Source organism: Variovorax sp. N23, assembly GCF_025486315.1.
Taxonomy (GTDB): Bacteria; Pseudomonadota; Gammaproteobacteria; order Burkholderiales; family Burkholderiaceae_C; genus Variovorax.
This window is the reverse complement of sequence record NZ_JAOOPY010000002.1, coordinates 328,442-348,849: the sequence shown is the minus strand read 5'-3', so window position 1 is coordinate 348,849 and position 20,408 is coordinate 328,442. Positions and strand designations below refer to the sequence as shown.

20 protein-coding genes are annotated in these 20,408 nt (G+C 71.0%); 9 read left to right on the top strand and 11 right to left on the bottom strand.

The window, feature by feature from the left end; genetic code table 11:
• Nucleotides 1-126 precede the first annotated feature (126 nt).
• The 4 genes from N8A90_RS04595 to N8A90_RS04580 are packed head-to-tail and all read right to left on the bottom strand — an operon-like array spanning nt 127 to nt 2,552.
• Nucleotides 127-768 (bottom strand): 2-hydroxychromene-2-carboxylate isomerase, encoded by a 642-nt coding sequence (locus N8A90_RS04595; RefSeq protein WP_262073468.1) that lies wholly within the window; start codon nt 766-768, stop codon nt 127-129.
• Entirely contained in the window at nt 765-1,031 is a 267-nt protein-coding gene (locus tag N8A90_RS04590; protein WP_262073467.1) for a DUF1289 domain-containing protein, read from the bottom strand. Before N8A90_RS04590 ends, N8A90_RS04595 begins: the two co-directional genes overlap by 4 nt.
• 2 nt (nt 1,032-1,033) lie before the next feature.
• Nucleotides 1,034-1,522, bottom strand: a complete 489-nt coding sequence (locus tag N8A90_RS04585) for a YbaK/EbsC family protein (protein ID WP_262073466.1) — start codon at nt 1,520-1,522, stop codon at nt 1,034-1,036.
• 43 nt (nt 1,523-1,565) lie between these two features.
• Nucleotides 1,566-2,552, bottom strand: coding sequence for a LacI family DNA-binding transcriptional regulator (locus N8A90_RS04580; RefSeq protein WP_262073465.1), 987 nt, complete (start codon nt 2,550-2,552; stop codon nt 1,566-1,568).
• Nucleotides 2,553-2,873: 321 nt separating this feature from the next.
• Here N8A90_RS04580 and ptsP point away from each other — a divergent pair, with 321 nt between their 5' ends.
• Genes ptsP through N8A90_RS04565 form a run of 3 tightly spaced genes read left to right on the top strand, consistent with a single transcriptional unit; the run spans nt 2,874 to nt 8,318 of the window.
• Nucleotides 2,874-5,429 (top strand): phosphoenolpyruvate--protein phosphotransferase, encoded by a 2,556-nt coding sequence (gene ptsP / locus N8A90_RS04575; protein ID WP_262073464.1) that lies wholly within the window; start codon nt 2,874-2,876, stop codon nt 5,427-5,429.
• A 16-nt stretch (nt 5,430-5,445) separates the two neighbouring features.
• The gene (locus tag N8A90_RS04570) at nt 5,446-6,483 is read left to right on the top strand and encodes a 1-phosphofructokinase family hexose kinase (protein ID WP_262073463.1); all 1,038 of its coding nucleotides are present in this window, start codon (nt 5,446-5,448) and stop codon (nt 6,481-6,483) included.
• 23 nt (nt 6,484-6,506) lie between these two features.
• A complete protein-coding gene (locus tag N8A90_RS04565; RefSeq protein ID WP_262073462.1) occupies nt 6,507-8,318 on the top strand; it encodes a PTS fructose-like transporter subunit IIB in 1,812 nt (603 codons plus the stop codon).
• Here N8A90_RS04565 and N8A90_RS04560 read toward each other — a convergent pair whose 3' ends face one another.
• Nucleotides 8,319-9,245: a hydroxymethylglutaryl-CoA lyase gene (locus tag N8A90_RS04560; protein WP_262073461.1), complete on the bottom strand. Its 927-nt coding sequence runs from the start codon at nt 9,243-9,245 to the stop codon at nt 8,319-8,321.
• 158 nt (nt 9,246-9,403) lie between these two features.
• Nucleotides 9,404-10,315, bottom strand: a complete 912-nt coding sequence (gene cynR / locus N8A90_RS04555; RefSeq protein WP_262073460.1) for a transcriptional regulator CynR — start codon at nt 10,313-10,315, stop codon at nt 9,404-9,406.
• A 149-nt stretch (nt 10,316-10,464) separates the two neighbouring features.
• Between cynR and N8A90_RS04550 the strand changes: the two genes are divergently transcribed.
• The 6 genes from N8A90_RS04550 to N8A90_RS04525 all read left to right on the top strand — a co-directional run bounded on the left by N8A90_RS04550 (nt 10,465) and on the right by N8A90_RS04525 (nt 16,117).
• A complete protein-coding gene (locus N8A90_RS04550; RefSeq protein ID WP_262073459.1) occupies nt 10,465-11,613 on the top strand; it encodes a CaiB/BaiF CoA transferase family protein in 1,149 nt (382 codons plus the stop codon).
• Nucleotides 11,614-11,648: 35 nt separating this feature from the next.
• The gene (locus N8A90_RS04545; protein WP_262073458.1) at nt 11,649-12,557 is read left to right on the top strand and encodes a dioxygenase; all 909 of its coding nucleotides are present in this window, start codon (nt 11,649-11,651) and stop codon (nt 12,555-12,557) included.
• A gap of 14 nt (nt 12,558-12,571) precedes the next feature.
• Nucleotides 12,572-13,378: a citryl-CoA lyase gene (locus N8A90_RS04540; RefSeq protein WP_262073457.1), complete on the top strand. Its 807-nt coding sequence runs from the start codon at nt 12,572-12,574 to the stop codon at nt 13,376-13,378.
• Entirely contained in the window at nt 13,375-14,337 is a 963-nt protein-coding gene (locus tag N8A90_RS04535) for a Bug family tripartite tricarboxylate transporter substrate binding protein (protein WP_262073456.1), read from the top strand. The genes N8A90_RS04540 and N8A90_RS04535 overlap by 4 nt, the downstream gene beginning before the upstream one ends.
• A gap of 82 nt (nt 14,338-14,419) precedes the next feature.
• On the top strand, nt 14,420-15,385 hold the full coding sequence (locus N8A90_RS04530; RefSeq protein WP_262073455.1) for a Bug family tripartite tricarboxylate transporter substrate binding protein: 966 nt from the start codon (nt 14,420-14,422) through the stop codon (nt 15,383-15,385).
• Between the two features lie 81 nt (nt 15,386-15,466).
• Complete coding sequence (locus N8A90_RS04525) at nt 15,467-16,117, top strand: hypothetical protein (RefSeq protein ID WP_262073454.1); 651 nt, start codon at nt 15,467-15,469, stop codon at nt 16,115-16,117.
• A gap of 9 nt (nt 16,118-16,126) precedes the next feature.
• On the opposite strand, the gene N8A90_RS04520 is transcribed toward N8A90_RS04525, so the two are convergent.
• The 5 genes from N8A90_RS04520 to N8A90_RS04500 all read right to left on the bottom strand — a co-directional run bounded on the left by N8A90_RS04520 (nt 16,127) and on the right by N8A90_RS04500 (nt 20,393).
• Nucleotides 16,127-18,121, bottom strand: coding sequence for an acetyl/propionyl/methylcrotonyl-CoA carboxylase subunit alpha (locus N8A90_RS04520; protein WP_262073453.1), 1,995 nt, complete (start codon nt 18,119-18,121; stop codon nt 16,127-16,129).
• Nucleotides 18,114-18,788, bottom strand: coding sequence for a DUF4126 domain-containing protein (locus N8A90_RS04515; RefSeq protein ID WP_262073452.1), 675 nt, complete (start codon nt 18,786-18,788; stop codon nt 18,114-18,116). Before N8A90_RS04515 ends, N8A90_RS04520 begins: the two co-directional genes overlap by 8 nt.
• 2 nt (nt 18,789-18,790) lie before the next feature.
• Complete coding sequence (locus N8A90_RS04510) at nt 18,791-19,576, bottom strand: enoyl-CoA hydratase/isomerase family protein (protein WP_262073451.1); 786 nt, start codon at nt 19,574-19,576, stop codon at nt 18,791-18,793.
• A 149-nt stretch (nt 19,577-19,725) separates the two neighbouring features.
• The gene (locus tag N8A90_RS04505; RefSeq protein WP_262073450.1) at nt 19,726-20,115 is read right to left on the bottom strand and encodes a PIN domain-containing protein; all 390 of its coding nucleotides are present in this window, start codon (nt 20,113-20,115) and stop codon (nt 19,726-19,728) included.
• Nucleotides 20,112-20,393 (bottom strand): type II toxin-antitoxin system VapB family antitoxin, encoded by a 282-nt coding sequence (locus N8A90_RS04500; RefSeq protein WP_262073449.1) that lies wholly within the window; start codon nt 20,391-20,393, stop codon nt 20,112-20,114. The genes N8A90_RS04505 and N8A90_RS04500 overlap by 4 nt, the downstream gene beginning before the upstream one ends.
• Nucleotides 20,394-20,408 lie beyond the last annotated feature (15 nt).

Below are 20,408 nucleotides of genomic sequence, written 5' to 3'. Positions count from 1 at the left end.
CGTCCCGGTTTTCCGGGCCGTGGCGCATTCTTGGAGGGGCGACTGACCGGAGCCTTTCGCCAAACTGAACCGTCGCTGACGATTTAAGGTGAAACCCGCGCCCGGGGTTTCAGCATGCAGGAAACGTCAAGGAATGTTGCGCGACAGGCCCGGACGCTGGTCGGCGCGGGTCCACGCCGGGCCGTCGAACCACGGGTCATGCTGCGCGGCAGCACGCAGCATCGCGAGCCCGTCGAAGCCCCAGAACAGGCGGCCGTCGAGCACGTAGGTCGGCACGCCGAAGGCGCCGCGCGCGATGGCCTCGTCGGTGTTGGCGCGCAGGGCGGCTTTCGCCGCATCGCCGCTGCCGTCACGCACCGGTGTCAGCTGCGACGCCAGGGCCGCCAGCCGGCTCGCATCGCCCGCCTCCGCACCGCCGCGCCACACGTCGCGGAAGATCGTCTCGGCCACGAGGCGGCTGATGGCGCCATCGTGCGTGGTCGACAAGGCCAGGCGCAGATGCGGCAAGGGGTTGTAGGGATGCGTGGCCGGCATCTCGATCGGGATGCCGTGCGCATGGCCGAGCCACAGCACATGGCGGTAGGTCCAGGCCCGCTTGCCCGGCACTTCGGCCGGCCCCTTCTGCCCGTGGTGCTTGAGCATGGCGCCCAGCAGCACCGGCTTGTAGGTCACGCTGTAGCTCAGGCCCTCGAGCGCTTCGGGCAGGTGCTCGAAGGCGAGGTAGGCGTAGGGCGAGATGAAGTCGAGGTAGAAGTCGATGTGCTTCATGGCGTGAGGTCTCCGGTGGATCGAAGGAGATCGGCATGCGCCGATGCACGCAATTCGATCGCGTGCCAGATGCTGCGCTTGCTCGCCGCGTCGGAGCGGCTCCAGCCGGCGATCTCGGGGATGGTGCGCAGGCAGCCGGTGCAGAACACGCGCTCGGCGTCCATGCGGCAGACCGACACGCAGGGCGACGGCAGGTCGTCGCCAATGGTGCCGGCGACCTCGGCCGCGCGGCGCGCGAGCGTGGCGGCATCGGTCGCGTTCATCGTCACACCACCTCCGCCACCGGCGCACCGGTGAGGCGTTCGAGGTCCTGTGGCGTCAGCTTCACCACGGCATGCGGATGCCCGGCCGCCGCCCAGATCTCGTCGAAGCGGAACAGCTCGCGGTCGATCAGCGTGACCGGCGGCGTGGCATGCGCGAAGGGCGACACGCCGCCGATCGAGAAGCCCGTCTTCGCCTTCACGAACTCGGCGTCGGCGCGGCCGGTCTTGCCGACGAGGGCGTCGACCTTCTTCTCGTCCACGCGCTTGTCGCCGGAGGTGACGACCAGCACCGCCACGTCGTCGCTCTTGCGCCGGAACACGATGCTCTTGGCGATCTGCCCGACCGCGATGCCCAGCGCGTCGGCGGCCTGCTGCGCGGTGCGCGCGGCGTCGTCGAGCATGCGCGGTGCATGTGCATGGCCAGCGTCCTGCAGCAGGCGCGCCACGCGCTGCACGCTGTCGGGGAGGGAGTGGAGTTCGGAACCGCACATGAGATCGGCACGGCCTTGCGGGCCTTCGTTGAAAACGCCGATCTTATGAGCGTCCGGCGCTGGAGCCGCGCACCACCAGCGCGCCCTCCAGCACGACCTGGCGCACCGGGCGCGCCGGGTCCTGCATGCGCTGCAGCAGCAGCTCGGCGGCGGTGCGGCCGATGTCGTAGGTGGGCTGGGCCACGGTGGTCACGTCCAGCGCGGGCAGCGCGGTCCAGTCGTTGTTGTCGAAGCCGGCCAGGCCGATGTCGTGCGGGGTGCGCAGGCCGGCGGCCTGCACCGCCTGCAGCGCGCCCAGCAGCAGCAGGCCGTTGGTCACCAGCAGGGCATCGGGGCGCTCGGTGCCGGCCAGCACGTCGGCGGCGGCCCGCACGCCCGCCTGGTGCGTGGGCTCGACCCACACCGGCCAGGGCGCCAGGCCTTGCGCGGCCAGCGCCTGCACATAGCCCGCGTGGCGCTGCTGGCCGGTGGTGCTGTGGGCGCCCGCCAGCAGGGCGATGCGGCGGTAGCCCGACTGCAGCAGGTGCTCGGTGGCGCGGCGTGCGGCGGCCTGGTTGTCCAGCACCACGCGGTCGGCGCGGGTGCTTTCGAGTGCCCGGTCCACCAGCACCAGCGGGAACGGCCAGGCCTCCGGCCGCAGGCGTTGCAGCCCCTGCATGGTGGGCGAGAGGATCACGCCGCTGGCCTGCTCGTCGGCCATCAGCTCCAGGTAGGACTGCTCCTTGGCGGGGTTCTCGTCGCTGTTGCACAGGATGAGGCGCAAGCCGTGGCGGTAGGCCATGTCTTCCACGGCGCGGCCCACGTCGGTGAAGAAAGGGCTGCGGATGTCCGACACGATCAGCCCCACCAGCGAGGCGCGGCGCTGGCGCAGGCGGCGCGCCGCCAGGTTGGGGCGGTAGGCCAGGTCGGCGATCGCCTGCTCCACCCGCGTGCGCAGCGGGGCGCGCACCGCCTGCGGCGTGCTGAGCACCCGCGAGACGGTGGTGGTCGATACGCCGGCGCGCTGCGCCACGTCCTTGATGCTGGCCAATTCCCGAACTCCTGCAAAAGCTGCCCCGCACCACCCGCCCACGGCGGGACGGCACGCCAACGGGGTTCCGGTTGGTTCTGGCGTGCGGCAATCGATGGTAACGATTTCAACAAAAGATGTGCAAGCACCATCGATGAGGGATGGGCGCCCCGGCCATTCCTGAGACATCGAAGGCGACAACCCGCTGTCGACCCGTGTCATTTCCTCAGGGTTTTCCCGCAAACGACGGCCCATGCGGGCAGCGCCATCTTGCCGCGCCCGCGACCGGCATTTCATAATCCCGTTTCTGGAATCGATACCAAATTTTCAGGAGACACGAGCATGTCCACCATTCCGGTCGAGGTCCGCCTGGGCGCGGCCCCGCACAACCGAGAGGATGCCGTGCGCGCGGCGGGCGCGTTGCTGGCGCAGGCCGGCCACATCCACCCGGCCTACGTCGACAGCCTGTGGCAGCGGGAGAACGCGGCCAACACCTTCCTGGGCGAGGGCCTGGCCATTCCCCACGGCATGGTGGAGGACAAGCATCTGGTGCTGCGCACCGGCCTGGCCGTGCTGCAGGTGCCCGCAGGCGTGCGCTGGGGCGACGATGCCAAGCAGGCGCGCCTGGTGGTGGCCATCGCCGCCGCGTCGGACGAGCATCTGCAGGTGCTGCGCCGCCTGACCCGCGTGATGCGCGACAGCGCGCTCATGCAGCGCCTGGCCACCACCACCGACGCGCAGGAGATCGTCCGCACGCTCGTCGCCGACACCCCGGCCGGGGCCGCCGGCGACGCCGCGGCGCTGGAGGACTTCCCGCTGGGGCGCGAGCTGTCGCTCAACTACCCCAGCGGCCTGCATGCCCGCCCGGCGGGCGAATGGGCGCGTGTGGCCGGGCGCTTCCAGGCCCGCGTGCACGTGCGCTGCGGCGACACGGTGGCCGACGCCAAGAGCGTCGCCGCGCTGCTGAGCCTGGGCGCCGGCCGGGGCGCGCAGTTGCGCCTGTCGGCCCAGGGGGCGGATGCGGCGGCGGCCGTGGCCACGCTGTCGGCCACCATCGCCCGCCTGGGCGACGAAGAAAGCCGCCAGGCCGAGCTGTCGGCCGCACGCCAGGCCCAGGCCCAAGGGCTGGGCCGCGCGCTGGGCGACTGGCAACCCGCCGCACGCCGCACCGTCACCGGCATTGCCGCCAGCCCCGGGCTGGTGGTGGGCACCCTGGTGCATGTGGGCGACACGGCCCTGGAGGTGGAAGACCGCTTCGCCTCCGTCGCCGCCGAGGCCGCGGCCCTGGACCACGCCCTGACCACCGCCCTGGCCCAGCTGCAGCAACTGGCGGCCGAGGCACGCACCGGCGGACGCCAGGAACAGGCGGCCATCTTCACCGCCCACCAGGGCCTGCTGCAGGATGCCGACTTGCTGCAGGCCGTCAGCCGCAGCGTGGTGCAGCAGCACGGCGCCGCCTGGGCCTGGCGCCAGGCCATGGCCGAGCGCGTGAGCGCCCAGCGCGCACTGGCCGACGCCACCCTCGCCGCGCGCGCGGCCGACCTGCAGGACGTGGGCGAGCGCGTGCTGCGCCACCTGCTGGGCCGGGGCCAGGACACCGGCTCGAGCCAGCCCGCCTGGCCCGAGGACGCCATCCTGCTGGCCGACGACATCTCGCCCTCGATGGCGGCGCAGATCGACCCCGCCCGGGTGCGCGGCTTCTGCACCGCGCGCGGCGGACCCACGGCGCACACCGCCATCCTGGCGCGGGCGCTGGGCCTGCCCGCCGTGGTGGCGGCCGGCCCGGCGGTGCTGCCGGCCGGCGCCAGTGGCGATGCGGGCACGCCTTCCCTGGCGGGCACCGTGGCCATCCTCGACGGCTATCGCGGTCGCCTGTACGTGGCGCCCAGCGAGATCGCGCTGGTGGAGGCCCGCGCGCACATCGCCCGCCTGGCCCAGTTGCAGGAGGAAGAATCCCGCAGCCGCCAGCAGCCCGCCACCACCACCGACGGCCACACGGTGGAGATCGCCGCCAACGTGAACCGCGCCGACCAGGTCGCCAGGGCGCTGGAGGCCGGGGCCGAAGGCGTGGGCCTGATGCGCACCGAGTTCCTCTTCCTGGAACGCAACACCGTGCCCGACGAGGAAGACCAGTACCAGTCCTACCGCGCCATGGTCGAGGCCCTGCACGGCCTGCCGTTGGTGGTGCGCACGCTGGACATCGGCGGCGACAAGAAGGTGCCCCACCTGGATCTGCCGGTGGAGGAAAACCCCTTCCTCGGGGTGCGCGGCGCCCGCCTGGCGCTGCGCCGCGACGACCTGCTCGTGCCCCAGCTGCGCGCCCTGTACCGGGCGGCACGGCACGGGCCGCTGCAGGTGATGTTCCCGATGATCAGCACGGTGGAGGAAGTGCGCACCCTGCGCGCGCGCATGGAGGCCGTGCGCGCCGAGCTGAACGCCCCCGCCGTGCCCGTCGGCATCATGATCGAGGTGCCCTCGGCCGCATTGCTGGCCGACCGGCTGGCCGCGCACGTGGACTTCTTCTCCATCGGCACCAACGACCTCACCCAATACACCCTGGCGGTGGACCGCCAGCACCCGGAGCTGGCCGGCATGGCCGACAGCCTGCACCCCGCCGTGCTGCGCCTGGTGGAGCGCACGGTGGCCGGCGCGCGCCGACACGGGCGCTGGGTGGGCGTGTGCGGCGGCCTGGCGGGCGAGCCCCTGGGCGCCGCCCTGCTGGTCGGCCTGGGCGTGGACGAGCTGAGCATGAGCAGCAGCGACGTAGGCACCGTCAAGGCCCTGCTGCGCCGCCATTCGCTGGCCGAGCTGCAGGACCTGGCGCGCCGCGCGCTGGACGTGGACACCGCCGACGAGGTGCGCGCCCTGGGTGCCGCGCTGCGCTCGGCCGGCGCCTGAGGCCGAGGAGCCCACCATGTCCCCTGCCCTTCACCACGCCCCGGCCGACAGCGTGCCCGCACCCCGCCTGGCGGCCCCGCGCATCTTCACCATCACCCTCAACCCCGCCATCGACCACACCGTGCGCGTGCACACGCTCACGCCCGGCGCGGTGCATCGCGCCGAAGGCCAGCAGGTCGAAGCCGGCGGCAAGGGCGTCGGCGTGGCCGCCGTGCTGGCCGCCCTGGGCCAGCCCGTCACCGCCTGCGGCTGGCTGGGCGCGGACAACGACGCCGTGTTCCGCGAGGCCTTTGCCGCACGCGGCATCGACGACGGCATGCTGCGGCTGCCCGGCAGCACCCGCACCAACATCAAGATCGCCGACACGGCGCGCGGCGACTCGACTGACATCAACCTGCCCGGCCTGGCGCTGTCGCCCGAAGCGCTGGCCCGCGCCGAGATCGACCTGCTGGTCAGCCTAGCGCAACGCGTGCAGCCCGGCGACTGGTGCGAGCTGGCCGGCAGCCTGCCGCCCGGCGCCGATGCGGCGGTGTGGGAACGCATCGCTCGCGCCCTGGCCGCACGCGGCGCGCACATCGCCATCGACACCGGCGGCGCCGTGCTGCTGCAGCTGCTGCGCCATCTGGCCGACCCGGCGCGCGGCCCTGTGGTGCCCGTGGCCTTCATCAAGCCGAACCGGGCCGAGCTGGAAGAACTGGCCGGCCGTGCCCTGCCCGCGCTGGCCGACGTGGCCGCCGCCGCCCGGGCCCTGTGCCGCGACCACGGTGTGCGTCAGTTGGCCGTGTCGCTGGGCGGGGACGGCGCCGTGATCGCCTCGCCCGAAGGCTGCTGGCACGCCGCCGCGCCGACGGTGCCCGTGGCCACCACCGTGGGCGCGGGCGATGCGCTGGTCGCGGGCACGCTGGCCGCCCTGGCGCAAGGCCGGGCCATGCCCGAAGCCGCCGTCTTCGGCATGGCCTGCGCGGCCGCACGCATCCAGCGTGTGGCCCCCGGCCTGCCGCCGCGCCCCGACGTGGACGCCCTGGCGGCGGCCATCACCGCCCTGCCGCTGTAACCCCGACTCAGGAGACATTCACCATGGCCCAACTCATCGCCATCGCCGCGAGCCAGGCTGGCCCGGCGCACAGCTTCATGGTGGCCGAGGCGCTGCGCGCTGCAGCCGCCACGCTCGGTCACCGCATCGCGCTCAGCGTGCACAGCAGCCTGGGCACGCAGGGCGGCTTCAGCGACACCGAACTCGCACGTGCCAGCGCCGTCATCGTGGCCGCCGACATGCGCATCGACCGCCAGGAGCTGCTGGGCACCGTCGCCGCGCCCGTGCACGAAGCGTCGCCGGCCGCCGTACTGGCCGACGCCACGCGGGTGGTGCGCGAGGCGCTTGCACTGGCGGGCGTGACCGTCGAGGCCGCACCGCGCGCACCGGCCGCGGTGGGGGCTGCCGGTGCCGCGACGGCGGGTGCGCCGGTGGCACCGCTGCGCATCGTCGCCATCACCTCCTGCCCCACGGGCGTGGCCCATACCTTCATGGCCGCCGAGGCGCTGGAGCAAGGCGCCAAGGCCCTGGGCTACCGGATCAAGGTAGAGACGCAGGGGTCGGTGGGCGCGCAGAACACGCTGACGCCCGAGGACATCGCCGACGCCGACCTGGTCGTGATCGCGGCCGACACGCAGGTCAACCGCGACCGCTTCGCGGGCAAGCGCCTGTACGCCACCGGCACCAAGGCGGCCATCCACGATGCGGCGGCGGTGTTCGCCCAGGCGCAGGCACAGGCCGCGGTGTGGGGCGCGGGCGAGGAGGCCGCCGCCGCGTCGGCCGGCGCATCGACCGCATCGACCTCCGGGTCGCCGCAGCGCGAATCCGTCAGCGCCTACAAGCATCTGATGACGGGTGTGTCCTTCATGCTGCCCTTCGTGGTGGCGGGCGGGCTGCTCATCGCCCTGGCCTTCGCGCTGGGCGGCATCTACGTGTACGACGACGCCCACAAGGGCACGCTGGGCTGGGTGCTGTTCCAGATCGGCGCCAAGGCGGGCTTCGCGCTCATGCTGCCGGCGCTGGGCGGCTACATCGCCTACTCCATCGCCGACCGGCCCGGCATCGCGCCCGGGATGATCGGCGGCATGCTGGCCGGCACCGTGGGGGCCGGCTTCCTGGGCGCGATCGCGGCGGGCTTCATCGCCGGCTACAGCGTGAAGCTGCTCAACCGCTGGATCCGCCTGCCGCGCGGCCTGGAGGGCCTCAAGCCCGTGCTGCTGCTGCCCTTGCTGGGCGCTGCCATCGTCGGTGTGCTGATGCTGATGGTCATCGGCACGCCGATGGCCGCGGTGATGAGCGCGCTAACCGACTGGCTCAAGGGCCTGCAGACGGGCAGCGCCGTGCTGCTGGGCGTGGTGCTCGGCGCCATGATGGCCGCCGACATGGGCGGGCCGATCAACAAGGCCGCCTATGTGTTCTCCACCACCCTGATCGCCAGCGGCGTGGCCAACCCGATGGCCGCGACGATGGCCGCGGGCATGACGCCGCCGCTGGGCATCGCCCTGGCCTGCTGGCTGTTCAGGAGCCGCTTCACGGCCGAAGAGCGCGAAGCATCCAAGGCGGCCGCCGTGCTGGGGCTGGCGTTCATCACCGAAGGCGCCATCCCCTTCGTGGCGCGCGATCCGCTGCGCGTCATTCCCGCCTGCGTGCTCGGCTCGGCCGTGGCCGGCGGCCTGTCGATGGCCTGGAACATCGGCCTGCAGGCGCCGCACGGCGGCGTGTTCGTGCTGGCCATTCCCAACGCCGTGAACCATGTGCTGCTGTACGCGGCCGCCATCGCGGCCGGTGCGGCGGTCACCGGCCTGGCGCTGGGCCTGTTCAAGAAGCGCGTGCCCGCCGCCGTGGCGGCGGCCTGATCAGCTCGCCGATGCGCGCTTGGCCAGCAGGGCGGTCGCGACCCGCGAGCCCGTCTTGCGCCCCAGCGCCTCGCTGATGTAGACGCCGGCATCGACCAGCCGGTCGAGGTCGATGCCGGTCTCGATGCCCATGCCGTGCAGCAGGTAGACCACGTCCTCGGTCGCGACGTTGCCGGTCGCGCCCTTGGCGTAGGGGCAGCCGCCGAGGCCGGCGGAGGATGACTGGAAGTTCCACACACCGAGTTCGAGCGCAGCGAGGGTGTTGACCAGCGCCTGGCCGTAGGTGTCGTGGAAATGGCCCGAGATGTCGTCGATGCCGAAGTGCGCCAGCGTGGCCTCCATCGCGGCCTGCACCTTGCGCGGCGTGCCCACGCCGATGGTGTCGGCCACATCGACGCGCTGCACGCCGATGCCCTTCATGAGTTGCGCGAGGTAGCCCACCTTGGCGGGTGCGATCTCGCCTTCGTACGGGCAGCCGACCGTGCAGGACATCGCGCCGCGCACGCGGATGCCCTTCTCGCGCGCCGCCGCCACCACCGGCGCGAAGCGCTCGATGCTCTCGGCGATCGAGCAATTGATGTTCTTCTGGCTGAAAGCCTCGCTCGCCGCGCCGAAGACGACGATCTCGTCGGGCCACTCGGCGCGCGGTGCCGAGAGTGCGGCCTCCAGGCCCTTCATGTTGGGCGTGAGCACCGAGTAGGTCACGCGCGGGTCGCGGCGGATGCCGTGCATCACCTCCGCGTTGTCGGCCATCTGCGGCACCCACTTCGGGCTGACGAAGCTGGTCACCTCGATGGCGCGCAGGCCGGCGTCCTGCAGGCGGTGCACCAGCTCGATCTTCACCGCGGCGGGCACGGGTTGCATTTCGTTCTGCAGGCCGTCGCGCGGGCCGACGTCGACGATCTCGACCTTGGAGGGGAGTTTCATGGGGTGTCTCTTGTCTTGCTTCACTGTGGGAAGGAATGCCGCCCTCGATTGTCGGCCTGCCTGCAAGAACCTGCGCGCCACGCGGTCGGCCCGGCGGTGGCAATCCCCGCCAGCACGGTTGCAAATGCCGACAGGCGCTGGCTTGGGGCCGACAGCCGCTACGTCTTGGCGTCGCCGCGCTCCAGCAGGCTGGTGCGGAACGCCACCTTGCGCACGATGGCCGAGAAGGCGCGCGTGGCCGCCGACTCGCGCGCCGGCGGCGACCACAGCATGCCCGGCGTGCGCACCGGCGTCGGGCTCTCCAGCCGCACGATGGCCAGCCCCGCGTGCGGCAGCACCGCGTTGGCCGCGACGATGGCGGCAAGCCGCGTCTTCGCGACCAGCCCCATGATCGGCGCCAGCGCGTTGATCTCGGCCACCACCTGCGGCTCGGCCCCGCAGGAGCGGAAGCACTCGTCGAGCATCTGACGCGTGGCGAAGCTCGCCGGCAGCAGCACCATCGGCAGGCGGTGCAGCTCCACCATGCGCACCCGCTTGCGGCGCGCCAGCGGATGGCCCTGCGCCACCACCAGCACCATCTCCTCGTTGTAGAGCGGCTCGAACTGCAGCGCCCCCGGCGCCGCCGGCCGGTAGGCGATGCCCAGGTCCAGCGTGCCCTGCTGCAGCCGCTGCGCGATCAGGTCGGCCGCGAGTTCCTCCACCACCACGCGCACGCCCGGGTAGCGCGGCTGGAAGGCGGCGATGCAGTCGGGGATGAAGCCGAGGTTGAAGGTCGGCGTCGAGCCGATGCGCAACTCACCCGAGGCCTCCTTCGGGTCTTCGCGCAAGGCGCCGAGCCCGCGGTCGATTTCCTGCAGCGCCCGCGTCGCGTGGTGGAGGAAGGCCTCGCCCGACTCGGTCAGCGCCACCCGCTTGCCGCTGCGGTCGAAGAGCTGCGTGCCGAGCTCGTCCTCCAGTTGCTTGATCTGGTGCGACAGGGTCGACTGCGTGACGTGCAGCCGCTCGGCCGCCCGCGTGAAGTTGAGCGAACCGGCCAGCGCGCTGAAGTAGCGCAGGTGCCGCAGTTCCATGGGATGTCTCCAGGTGCCGTGATGCGATGGCTCACGATCGATGCGGTCGATGGTAGCCATGAAAAACCATCATTGTGAGAATTCGCCCGCGTTGCCTAGAGTTCGCACCCAGCCCCTCGACGGGCCGACAGAACACAGGAGACAACGCGTTGCAAAAAGTCCTCAGCGGCATCAAGGTGCTGGAGCAAGGCACGTTCATCACCGGCCCGGCCGCCGGCATGTTCCTGGCCGACCTCGGTGCGGAGGTGATCAAGGTCGAGCAGCCCGGCAGCGGCGACCCGTTCCGCGCCTTCCGCGGCGGCCTCTACAGCCCGCACTTCCAGACCTACAACCGCAACAAACGCAGCATCACGCTCAACCCCAAGCTGCCCGACGACGCGGCGGTGTTCGACGCGCTAGTGAAGGAGTCGGACGTCTACATCCAGAACTTCCGCCCCGGTGCCGCGGAGCGACTGGGGGCCGGCGCGGCACGCCTGCGCGAGCTCAACCCGCGGCTGGTGTACTGCGCCATCAGCGGCTTCGGCCAGACCGGCCCCGCCGCCGGCCGCCCTGCCTACGACACCGTGGCCCAGGCCGCCAGCGCCTTCCTCAAGCTCCTGGTCAACCCGGCCAACCCGCGCGTGGTCGGCCCGGCGGTGGCCGATGCGATGACCGGCTTCTACGCGGCCTACGGTGTGATGGGCGCGCTGATCGAGCGCGGCCGCACGGGCGTGGGCCGCACGGTGGAGGTGTCGATGCTCGAGGCCATGTGCCACTTCAACCTCGACGCCTTCACGCACTACTTCTCCGAGAACGAGATCATGGGCCCCTTCAGCCGGCCCAGCGTGTCGCAGTCGTACGTGCTCGAGTGCGCCGACGGCTTGTGGATCGCGCTGCACATGTCGTCTCCCGAGAAGTTCTGGCAGGGCCTGGCCAACGCCATCGAGCGGCCCGACCTGTTCCAGGACCCGCGCTTCGCCAACCGCGAAGGCCGCATCGCGCACCAGACCGAGATGATCGCGCTGCTCGACGGCCTGTTCCGCGAGCGCACGCGCGCCGACTGGTGCGCCCGGCTCGAGGCCGAGGACGTGCCACACGCACCGATGTACGACACGCGCGAAGCGATGGAAGACCCGCAGGCGCGCCATCTCCAGCTCGAGGTGAGCGCCCCGCACCCCGAAGGCGGCGAGTGGCGCACGATTCGCTCACCCGTGAGCTTCGACGGCGAACGCCCGCTCGACGTCACGGCACCGCCCACACTCGGCGCCGACAACGACGCCATCGTCGAGCCGCTGCGACGGCGGTTGCGCGACGCCTGAGCTCGCATCCCCCAAAAGAAAACGGAGACAAGCCCATGACCCCCTCGAACGAAAACGAACTGACCCAGGCCGCGCTGCAGCGGCTCGAAGGCGCCACCGACCCGCGCTTCGCGCAGGTCATGACCTCGCTCATCACGCACCTGCACGCCTTCATCCGCGAGGTCGACCTGAAGCCCGACGAGTGGATGCGCGGCATCGAGTTCCTCACCGCCACCGGCCAGGCCTGCGACGCCAAGCGCCAGGAATTCATCCTGCTGTCGGACACGCTCGGCGCCTCGATGATGGTCGTGATGCTCGACCAGCTGCGTGCCGCACGCGAGGCCGAGCGCGCAGGCGCCACCGGCAGCCTGGCCGTGACGCCGACCACCGAAGCCACGGTGCAGGGCCCCTACTACTGGGCCGGCGCGCCGGAGATGCCCTGCGGTGCCGACATCGCGAAAGGCACGCCAGGCGAGCCGACCTTCTACAGCGGCCGAGTCACCGACACGCGCGGCCAGCCGCTGGCCGGCGCGCTGCTCGACATCTGGTCGGGCGACGGCGAAGGCGTGTACGACATGCAGGTGGAAGGCGCCGGCATGGCCGCACGCGCGCGCATCCGCACCGACGCCGAAGGCCGCTACTGGTTCTGGTCGATCCGGCCGTCGTACTACCCGGTGCCGGTCGATGGCCCGGTCGGCCGCATGCTCGACGGCATGGGCCGCCACCCCAACCGGCCCGGTCACATCCACATGATGGTGTCGGCCCCGGCGCATGTGCCGATCACCACGCACCTCTTCGTCGCTGGCAGCCCGTACATCGATTCCGACGCGGTGTTCGGCGTGCGGCCCAGCCTGATCGTCGACTTCGAGCCGCACCCCGCAGGCACCGCGCCCGACGGCCGCACGCTGGACACGCCCTATTGGTCCGCGCACTACGACTTCCACCTGCAACCCTCGGCCGTCTGAGCCCGCACGTCATCATGAAAATCGGCAAATCCACCGTCCCGCGCACCGCCATCTGCACGTCGGACGAACACACCATCGTCGTGCGCGGCGAAGACCTCTGCCACGACCTGATCGGGCACGTGTCCTTCGCGGACTACTTCTTCCTGCTGCTCACCGGCAAGCGCCCCGATGCGACGTGCAGCGCCGTGCTCAACGCCACGCTGGTCGCCATCGCCGAGCACGGCCTGGTGCCGAGCGTGCAGGCCAGCCGCATGACCTACGCCGCCGCGCCCGACGCGCTGCAGGGCGCGGTGGCCGCGGGCATCCTGGGCTGCGGCTCGGTGATCCTGGGTGCGTCGGAAACTGCGGGCCGGCTGTTCACCAAGGTGGCAGCACGCGTCGATGCAGGCGAGGCGCTCGACGATGTCGCGGCCGATGTCATCCGCACGCTGAAGGCCGAACGCCGCTCGATTCCCGGCTACGGCCATCCGCTGCACAAGAGCAACGACCCACGCGTCGACCGCCTCATCGCCGTCGCCACCGAAGCCGGTGCCGACCTGCGCTACGTGCACATCGCGCAGGCGATCGAGCGCGTGATCCCCGGCATCGTCGGCAAGGAACTGCGGCTGAACGTCTCGGCCGCCATTCCCGCCGTGCTGCTGGGCGTAGGCTTCCCGGTGGCGTCGCTGCGCGGCGTGCCGATCCTCGCGCGCACCGCGGGGCTGATCGCGCACCTGGCCGAAGAGGCCGAGATGCCGAGCGGCTTCGCGCTGTCGTACCAGGCCACGCGCGAACTGCAGTACGAGGGCGACGTGCCCGCCGGCTTCGGAGCATCGACATGACGCGGCGCCTCACACGCCGTCTGGTGATCGCCGGCACGCTGCTGGCCGCCGGTGCAGCCATCGCACAGGCGCCCTCGTCGCGCCCCATCAAGCTGGTCGTGCCCTTCGGTGCGGGCACGACGACCGACATCGTCGGCCGCACGCTGGCCGACGCGCTCGGCCGGCAGCTCGGCCAGGCCGTGATCGTCGAGAACAAGCCCGGCGCGGGCGGCGCCATCGGCAGCGAGCAGGTCGCCAAGCCTGGCACCGACGGCCAGACGCTGCTGATGGGCACGGTCGGCACGCACGCCATCAACCCCTCGCTCTACAAGCGCCTGAGCTATTCGCCGCTGCGCGACTTCGCGCCGCTGGGCTTCGTCGGCGCCACGCCGACGCTGCTGGTGGTGCCCACCGCCTCACCCTGGAGGAACGTGGCCGACCTGCGGCAGGCGGGCGACGCGGCCGTCAACTTCGCCTCGGCCGGCAACGGCACCTCGGGGCACCTGGCGGGCGAGCTGCTCAACGTGCGGCTCGGAAAGAAGTTCGTGCACGTGCCGTACCGCGACGGCGCACAGGCCATGACCGAGCTGGTTGCCGGCAACGTGCAGTTCATGTTCTATCACCCGGCTGCGGTGCTGCCGCAGGTGCGAGCCGGTCGGCTGCGCGCACTGGGCGTGTCCAGCGCCAAACGCAGCACCGCCGCGCCCGACGTGCCCACGCTGATCGAGCAGGGCGTGCCCGACTTCGACCTGGTCGCCTGGTTCATGTTGTACGCGCCGGCCACGATGCCGGCCGACCAGCGCGACCGCTTGCGCGAGGCCACGCGCCTGGTGCTGGCGCAGCCGGAGGTGCGCGAGAAGCTGTCGCAGCAGGGCATCGAGCCCAGCGACATGAGCGGTGCCGCGCTCGACGCCTTCGCGCGCGCCGAGATCGCGAAATGGGGCGAAGCCGTGCAGCGCTCCGGCGCGCAGATCGACTGAGGAGACCGACCGCCACCCACGCACCACACAGCAGCGCGATTTTTCAAACAAGCGGGCAAGCGCCCGTCATAAGGAGACAGACATGCGTTCGAGAATTCAATGGTTGGCGCCCCTCTGCCTGGGCCTGGCGTGCAGCCTGGCCGCCGCGCAGCCCGCGGCCTGGCCGAACAAGCCCATCCGCATCGTGGTCGGCTTCGCGCCGGGCACGCCGCCGGACATCTTCGCGCGGCTGTACGGCGACTACGCGTCGAAGCAGCTCGGCGTGCCGGTGGTGATCGACAACAAGCCGGGCACCGCCGGCAACCTGGCGGCCGACACCGTGGCCAAGGCACCGGCCGACGGCTACACCTACCTCTACAACCTCTCGACCGGGTTCACCATCAACCCGTACATCTACAGCAAGCTGCCCTACGACCCGCAGAAGGACTTCGTGCCGGTGGCGACCACCATGCGCCAGGGCCTGGTGCTCATCGCACCACCCAAGTTCCCGGCCAAGTCGGTGAAGGAACTGGTGGCGGCGGCCAAGGCCAAGCCGGGCACCATCTCGCACGCCTCGTACGGTGCCGGCAGCCCCTCGCACCTGATCGTCGAATGGCTCAAGGACGAGACCGGCACCGAGATGCTGCATGTGCCCTACCGCGCCAGCCCGGTGGCCGACCTGATCGGCGGCCAGGTCGACACGCTGATGGAACCCATCGCCACCGGCTACCCGCTGATCAGCAGCGGCCGCGTGCAGGCGCTGGCCTATTCCGGCGAGACGCGCCACCCCGCCATGCCCACCGTGCCCACGCTGTCGGAGGTGGTGCCCGGCCTGACCATGATGTCGTGGCATGGCCTGTGGGCGGCATCGGCGACGCCGGCCCCGATCGTCACGCGCTTCAACGCGCTGATGGTCCAGGCCAGCAAGGATCCCGACCTGGCCAAGCGCATCCGCGACCTCAACAGCGAACCGCTGGGCCTGACGCAGGACGAGATGGTGGCAATGGTGCGCCGCGACGCCGACATCTACAGCCGCATCGTCAAGGCGAAGAACATCCGCGTGGACTGAACGGGTTGAGCGGGCCGCGCGCGCGGCACCGGCTGCTAGGATGGAAAACACCTGTCATCCATCCTTGCCTCGAGAGAGTCCGTGCGCCCACCTGCCCGCTTCCCTGTCCTCTGGGCGATCGTCGCCCTCGCGGTAGGCGTCGCGGGTGCCCTGCTCTACACGCGCGGGCTGCCGTGGGGGTCGACGCAGGAACAGGTGCGCATGCTCGACCCGGCACAGGTCGTCGTGCTGCGCACGCCCGGCGGATTTCTCGAGGTCTCCACGCTGGTGAAGACCGAGGAGTTCCGGTGGCGCTCGTCGTACACCTGGCTCGGGCAGGACTGCGGGGCGCTCGTGGGCGAGCGCATCGGCCAGATCCGCGTGCCGGTGCACTACACCTACCGGCTGCCACTCGCGGACACCTGGACGCTGACGCTCGACGGCGACGTCTACGTGCTCAGCGTGCCGGCACCCAAGCCGCTGCTGCCGCCGGGCATCGATACGCAGAAGGCGCAGATCACGAGTGAACGCGGCGGCCTGCTGGCGCCGGGTGCCGCCGCCAATCAGGAAAACTTGCTGAAGAACCTCGGCCCCGAACTGGCCCAGCGCGCGCAGCGCACCGAGTACCTGCAGCAGCAGATGCCCGCGGCCGAGAAGACGGTGCGCGAGTTCGCCGAGAAGTGGATGAAGGAGCAACGCACCGAGCCCACCCGACCGGTGCGCGTCGAGTTCCGGATGGGCGACAGCGGCTGAGCTGCCGGCTCAGGCCGCGATGCGCAGCAGCTCTGCGCCTTCGGTCACCTGGTCGCCCGGCGCGTAGAGCAGTTCCTCCACCGTGCCGTCGGCCGGCGCGGCGATGGTGTGCTCCATCTTCATCGCCTCCATCACGGCCAGCGGCTGGCCCTTGGCGACCTTGTCGCCGGCCTTGACGGCGAAGGACACGACCTTGCCCGGCATCGGCGCGGTCAGGCGCCCGCCTTCGGCCTGGCTATCGCCGGCATGCGCGAGACGGTCGATGGCGGTGATGCGCGTGGCGCCCCTGTCGGCGAACACGTGCGCGGCGCCCTGGCGCGCGTACACGTCGAGCGTGTGGCGTGTGCCGTTGAAGGCCAGCTCGATCTGTCCGTCGGGCAGGCGACCGATGACCAGCGGACCCGCCGCGCCGCCGACGTCGAGCGTCAGCGCGCCGTCGTGCAGGTAGCGCAGCGTCGCGGTCTGCGTCTCGCCGCGGAACTCGAAGGCGAAGATGCGCGCCGTGGTGCCGAGCGAACGCCAGCCGTCGCGCTGGCTGAAGGGGTCGGGCGTACCGGTGGCGCGCTCGTCGAGCAGCGTGCGGGCGATGGATGCGGCCGCGGCCAGCGGCAGGCCGAGTGGCTCGCGGTCGAACAGCACCGCGCGTTCGCGTTCGATCAGCGCCGTGTCGAGGTTGGCTCTGGCGAACGATTCGGTGGCGAGCACGCCGCGCAGGAACTGCACGTTGGTCTGCACGCCGACGATGTGCGTCTGCGCCAGGGCCGCGTCGAGCCGGGCCAGCGCCTCGTCGCGCGTGGCGCCGTGGACGATCAGCTTGGCGATCATCGAGTCGTAGAAGGGCGAGATCTCGCCGCCCTCGCGCACGCCATCGTCGATGCGCACGCGGCTGCGCTGGAAGGCCGTCGCTTGCGGCTTGCGATAGACCTGCAGCGTGCCGGTGGCCGGCAGGAAGTTGTTGTCGGGGTTCTCGGCGCAGATGCGCGCCTCGATGGCGTGACCGTGGATCTTCAGCTCGCTCTGCTTGAGCGGCAACGGCTCGCCCGAGGCCACGCGCAGTTGCCACTCGACCAGATCGAGGCCGGTGATGGCTTCGGTGACGGGATGCTCGACCTGCAGCCGCGTGTTCATCTCCATGAAGAAGAAGTTCATCGCGCCGCCATCGCGCTGCTCGACGATGAATTCCACGGTGCCGGCGCCGACGTAGTTCACCGCCTTGGCCGCAGCCACGGCGGCCGCGCCCATCTCCGCGCGCATCGCTTCCGTCATGCCGGGTGCGGGCGCTTCTTCCAGCACCTTCTGGTGGCGACGCTGCACCGAGCAGTCGCGCTCGAACAGGTAGACGCAATCGCCGCGCGTGTCGCCGAACACCTGGATCTCGATGTGGCGCGGGCGCTGGACGTACTTCTCGATCAGCACCGCATCGTCGCCGAAGCTGTTGATGGCCTCACGCTGGCACGACGCGAGCGCCGCCGCGAAGTCTTCGGACTTGTCGACCGCGCGCATGCCCTTGCCGCCGCCGCCCGCACTCGCCTTGATGAGCACGGGGTAGCCGATGCGGTCGGCCTCGCGCTGCAGCAGCGCCGGGTCCTGGTCGTGGCCGTGGTAGCCGGGCACCAGTGGCACGCGGGCCTTCTCCATCAACTGCTTCGACTCGGCCTTCAGGCCCATGGCCTTGATCGCCGAGGGCGGCGGGCCGATGAAGACCAGGCCCGCGTCAGCGCAGGCCTGCGCGAACTCCTCGTTCTCGCTCAAGAAACCATAACCCGGGTGGATGGCCTCGGCGCCCGTGGCCTTGGCGGCCTCGAGGATCTTTTCCCAGCGCAGGTAGCTGTCCTTCGGCGCGCTGCCGCCGAGGTACACCGACTCGTCGCAGGCGCGCACGTGGTTGGCGTTCGCGTCGGCGTCCGAATACACGGCGACGGTGCGGATGGCCATGCGGCGCGCGGTGGCCGCCACGCGGCAGGCAATCTCGCCACGGTTGGCGATGAGGATCTTTTTAAACATTCGGTGGGTCTCCGGGAGCGTTCTTGGTCTTGAATGAGAAGGCGGATTGCACGCCTGGGTCGGGCTTGCCGCTGAAGATGCGCGTGACGCGGCTCACGAGCCCGCGCAGGAAGCGCCAGCTCTTTCGGATGAGCCACACGCTGAGGATCAGCACGACGATGAAGAGCACGACGAACACCAGCGGATGCGCGACCGCGAGCCAAAGCCCCATCGGCACCATGCTGTCTTCGACCAGCGACGCGCCGACGTTGCTGAAGGGCTCGGGCGAGGTGTTGATGGCAGCGCGCGTGGTGGCCTTGGCCGCATGCGCCGTGGCCGCGAAGCCGCCACCCAGCAGCGCCGCGACCAGCGCCATCACCGCGTGGTCGCCACCGAACACGCCAGCCGCGAGCGCTGCGCCCGCCGGGATGCGGATGACGGTATGCACCATGTCCCAGAGCGAATCGAGCCCCGGGATCTTGTCGGCGAAGAACTCGACGAACACCATGAAGCCGCTCACCGCCAGCACCACCGGGTGCGCCAGCAGATGCAGGCCGCTGGGCAGCGGCACCCAGCCGAAGTAACCGGCCAGCCCCGTCAGCAGCACCACGAGGTACAGCCGAATGCCGCTGGCCCAGCCGAGCGCCGCGGCCAGCGCGAGCAACTGGGGCATGTCGAGTTCGGGCATGGTCATCCCAACCAAGCGGGCTTGCGCTTCTGCAGGAAAGCCTGCACGCCTTCCCGGCCTTCGTCGCTGGCGCGGATGTCGGCGATGCCGTCGACGGTCTTCGCGATCAGCGCGTCGTCGATGGCGCGACCGGTGACGTCGGCGATCAGCTGCTTGCACGAACGCACCGCCGCGGGGCTGGCGCCGGTCAGCGCCTTGAGCAGTTCGTCGACCTTGGCGTCGAGCGCATCGGCCGCGACCACCTCGTGCACGAAGCCGATGCGGTGCGCCTCGGCGGCGGTGAAGCGTTCGGCCGTGAGGAAGTAGCGCTGCGACGCGCGTGCGCCCATCGCACGGATCACATAGGGGCTGATGGTCGCGGGGATCAAGCCGATCTTCACTTCGCTCAGGCAGTACCCCGCGGTGTCGACGCTCACCGCCATGTCGCAGGCCGCGACCAGGCCCATGCCACCGGCATACACGTCGCCCTGAACGCGCGCGATGGTCGGCTTGGGGCAGTCGGCGATGGTGCGCAGCATGTCGGCCAGCTTGCCCGCGTCGGCGATGTTCTCGTCGCGCGTGTAGTCGGCCATGCGGCGCATCCAGTTCAGGTTGGCGCCGGCGCAGAAGGCGGGGCCGTTGGCGCCGAGCACGATGGCCTTGACCTGCGGCGCGGCGCCGGCTTCGAGGAAGGCTTGCGTCAACTCGGCGATGACCGTGTCGTCGAAGGCGTTGCGCGTGTCGGGCTGGTCGAGCCAGATACGGGCGACGGGGCCTTCGGTGGTGAGCTTGAGTTTGGTGAAGGTCATGTCAGGTTCTCGAAATGCTTGCGTTCGGGGTGCGTGCTCTGCGCAGCGAAATCAAGGAGGAGGCCGCAGGCCGGGGGACATTCGCGGAGCAGAGTACGCCGTCGGCGTGATCCCAACCCAACCCTCCGGCACTCGAATGCGTCATGGCGTTACAGCGCCCCCGTCAGGCCTTCGATGCCGTCGAAGTCGCGGTCCGCATGCAGCAGCGCGCAGCCGTGCTCCAGGCACCACGCGGCCACCATCAGATCGATGGCGCTGCGGATGGTGATGCCCCGGCGGCGCTGGCGGCGGTACAGGTCGGCCGCGCGCACGGCCACGGCCTCGCCGCCAGCGGTGGCCAGTGGCAGCGCCGCGAGGGCCGCCCGGGCGAGGCGCCAGTCGCGGTCGTGCACGAAGCCGCGCAGCACCTCCATCAGCACCAGGTCGAGCAGCACGATGTCCTCGACGCCCTCCTGCAGCAGCGCACGCAACTGCGCCACCGCTGGGGTTTCCTGACCGCGGAAATGCTGGATCCAGACGCTGGAGTCGGCCGTGATCATCGCGTGCGCCGAGCGGGTCGAACCTTCTTCGCGCCGCTTGCCGCGTAACGCGCCGGAGGCTCCTGCACGGCGAGCGCATCCGTGGACGCCAGTGTCCAGTCCACGCTGTCGTCCCCGGCCCACTGGAGCTGCCCCCCCAAGGCGAGAAGCTGCTGGTAGGCCTTGCGCCGCGCCAACAGGCGCAAGCCCTCCTCCACCGCTTCCTTCTTGGTGCTGAACCCGCCCGCCTCCATGGCTGCCGCCATGAGCTTGTCGTCGATCACGATGTTGGTCCGCATGGACACCTCGATGTG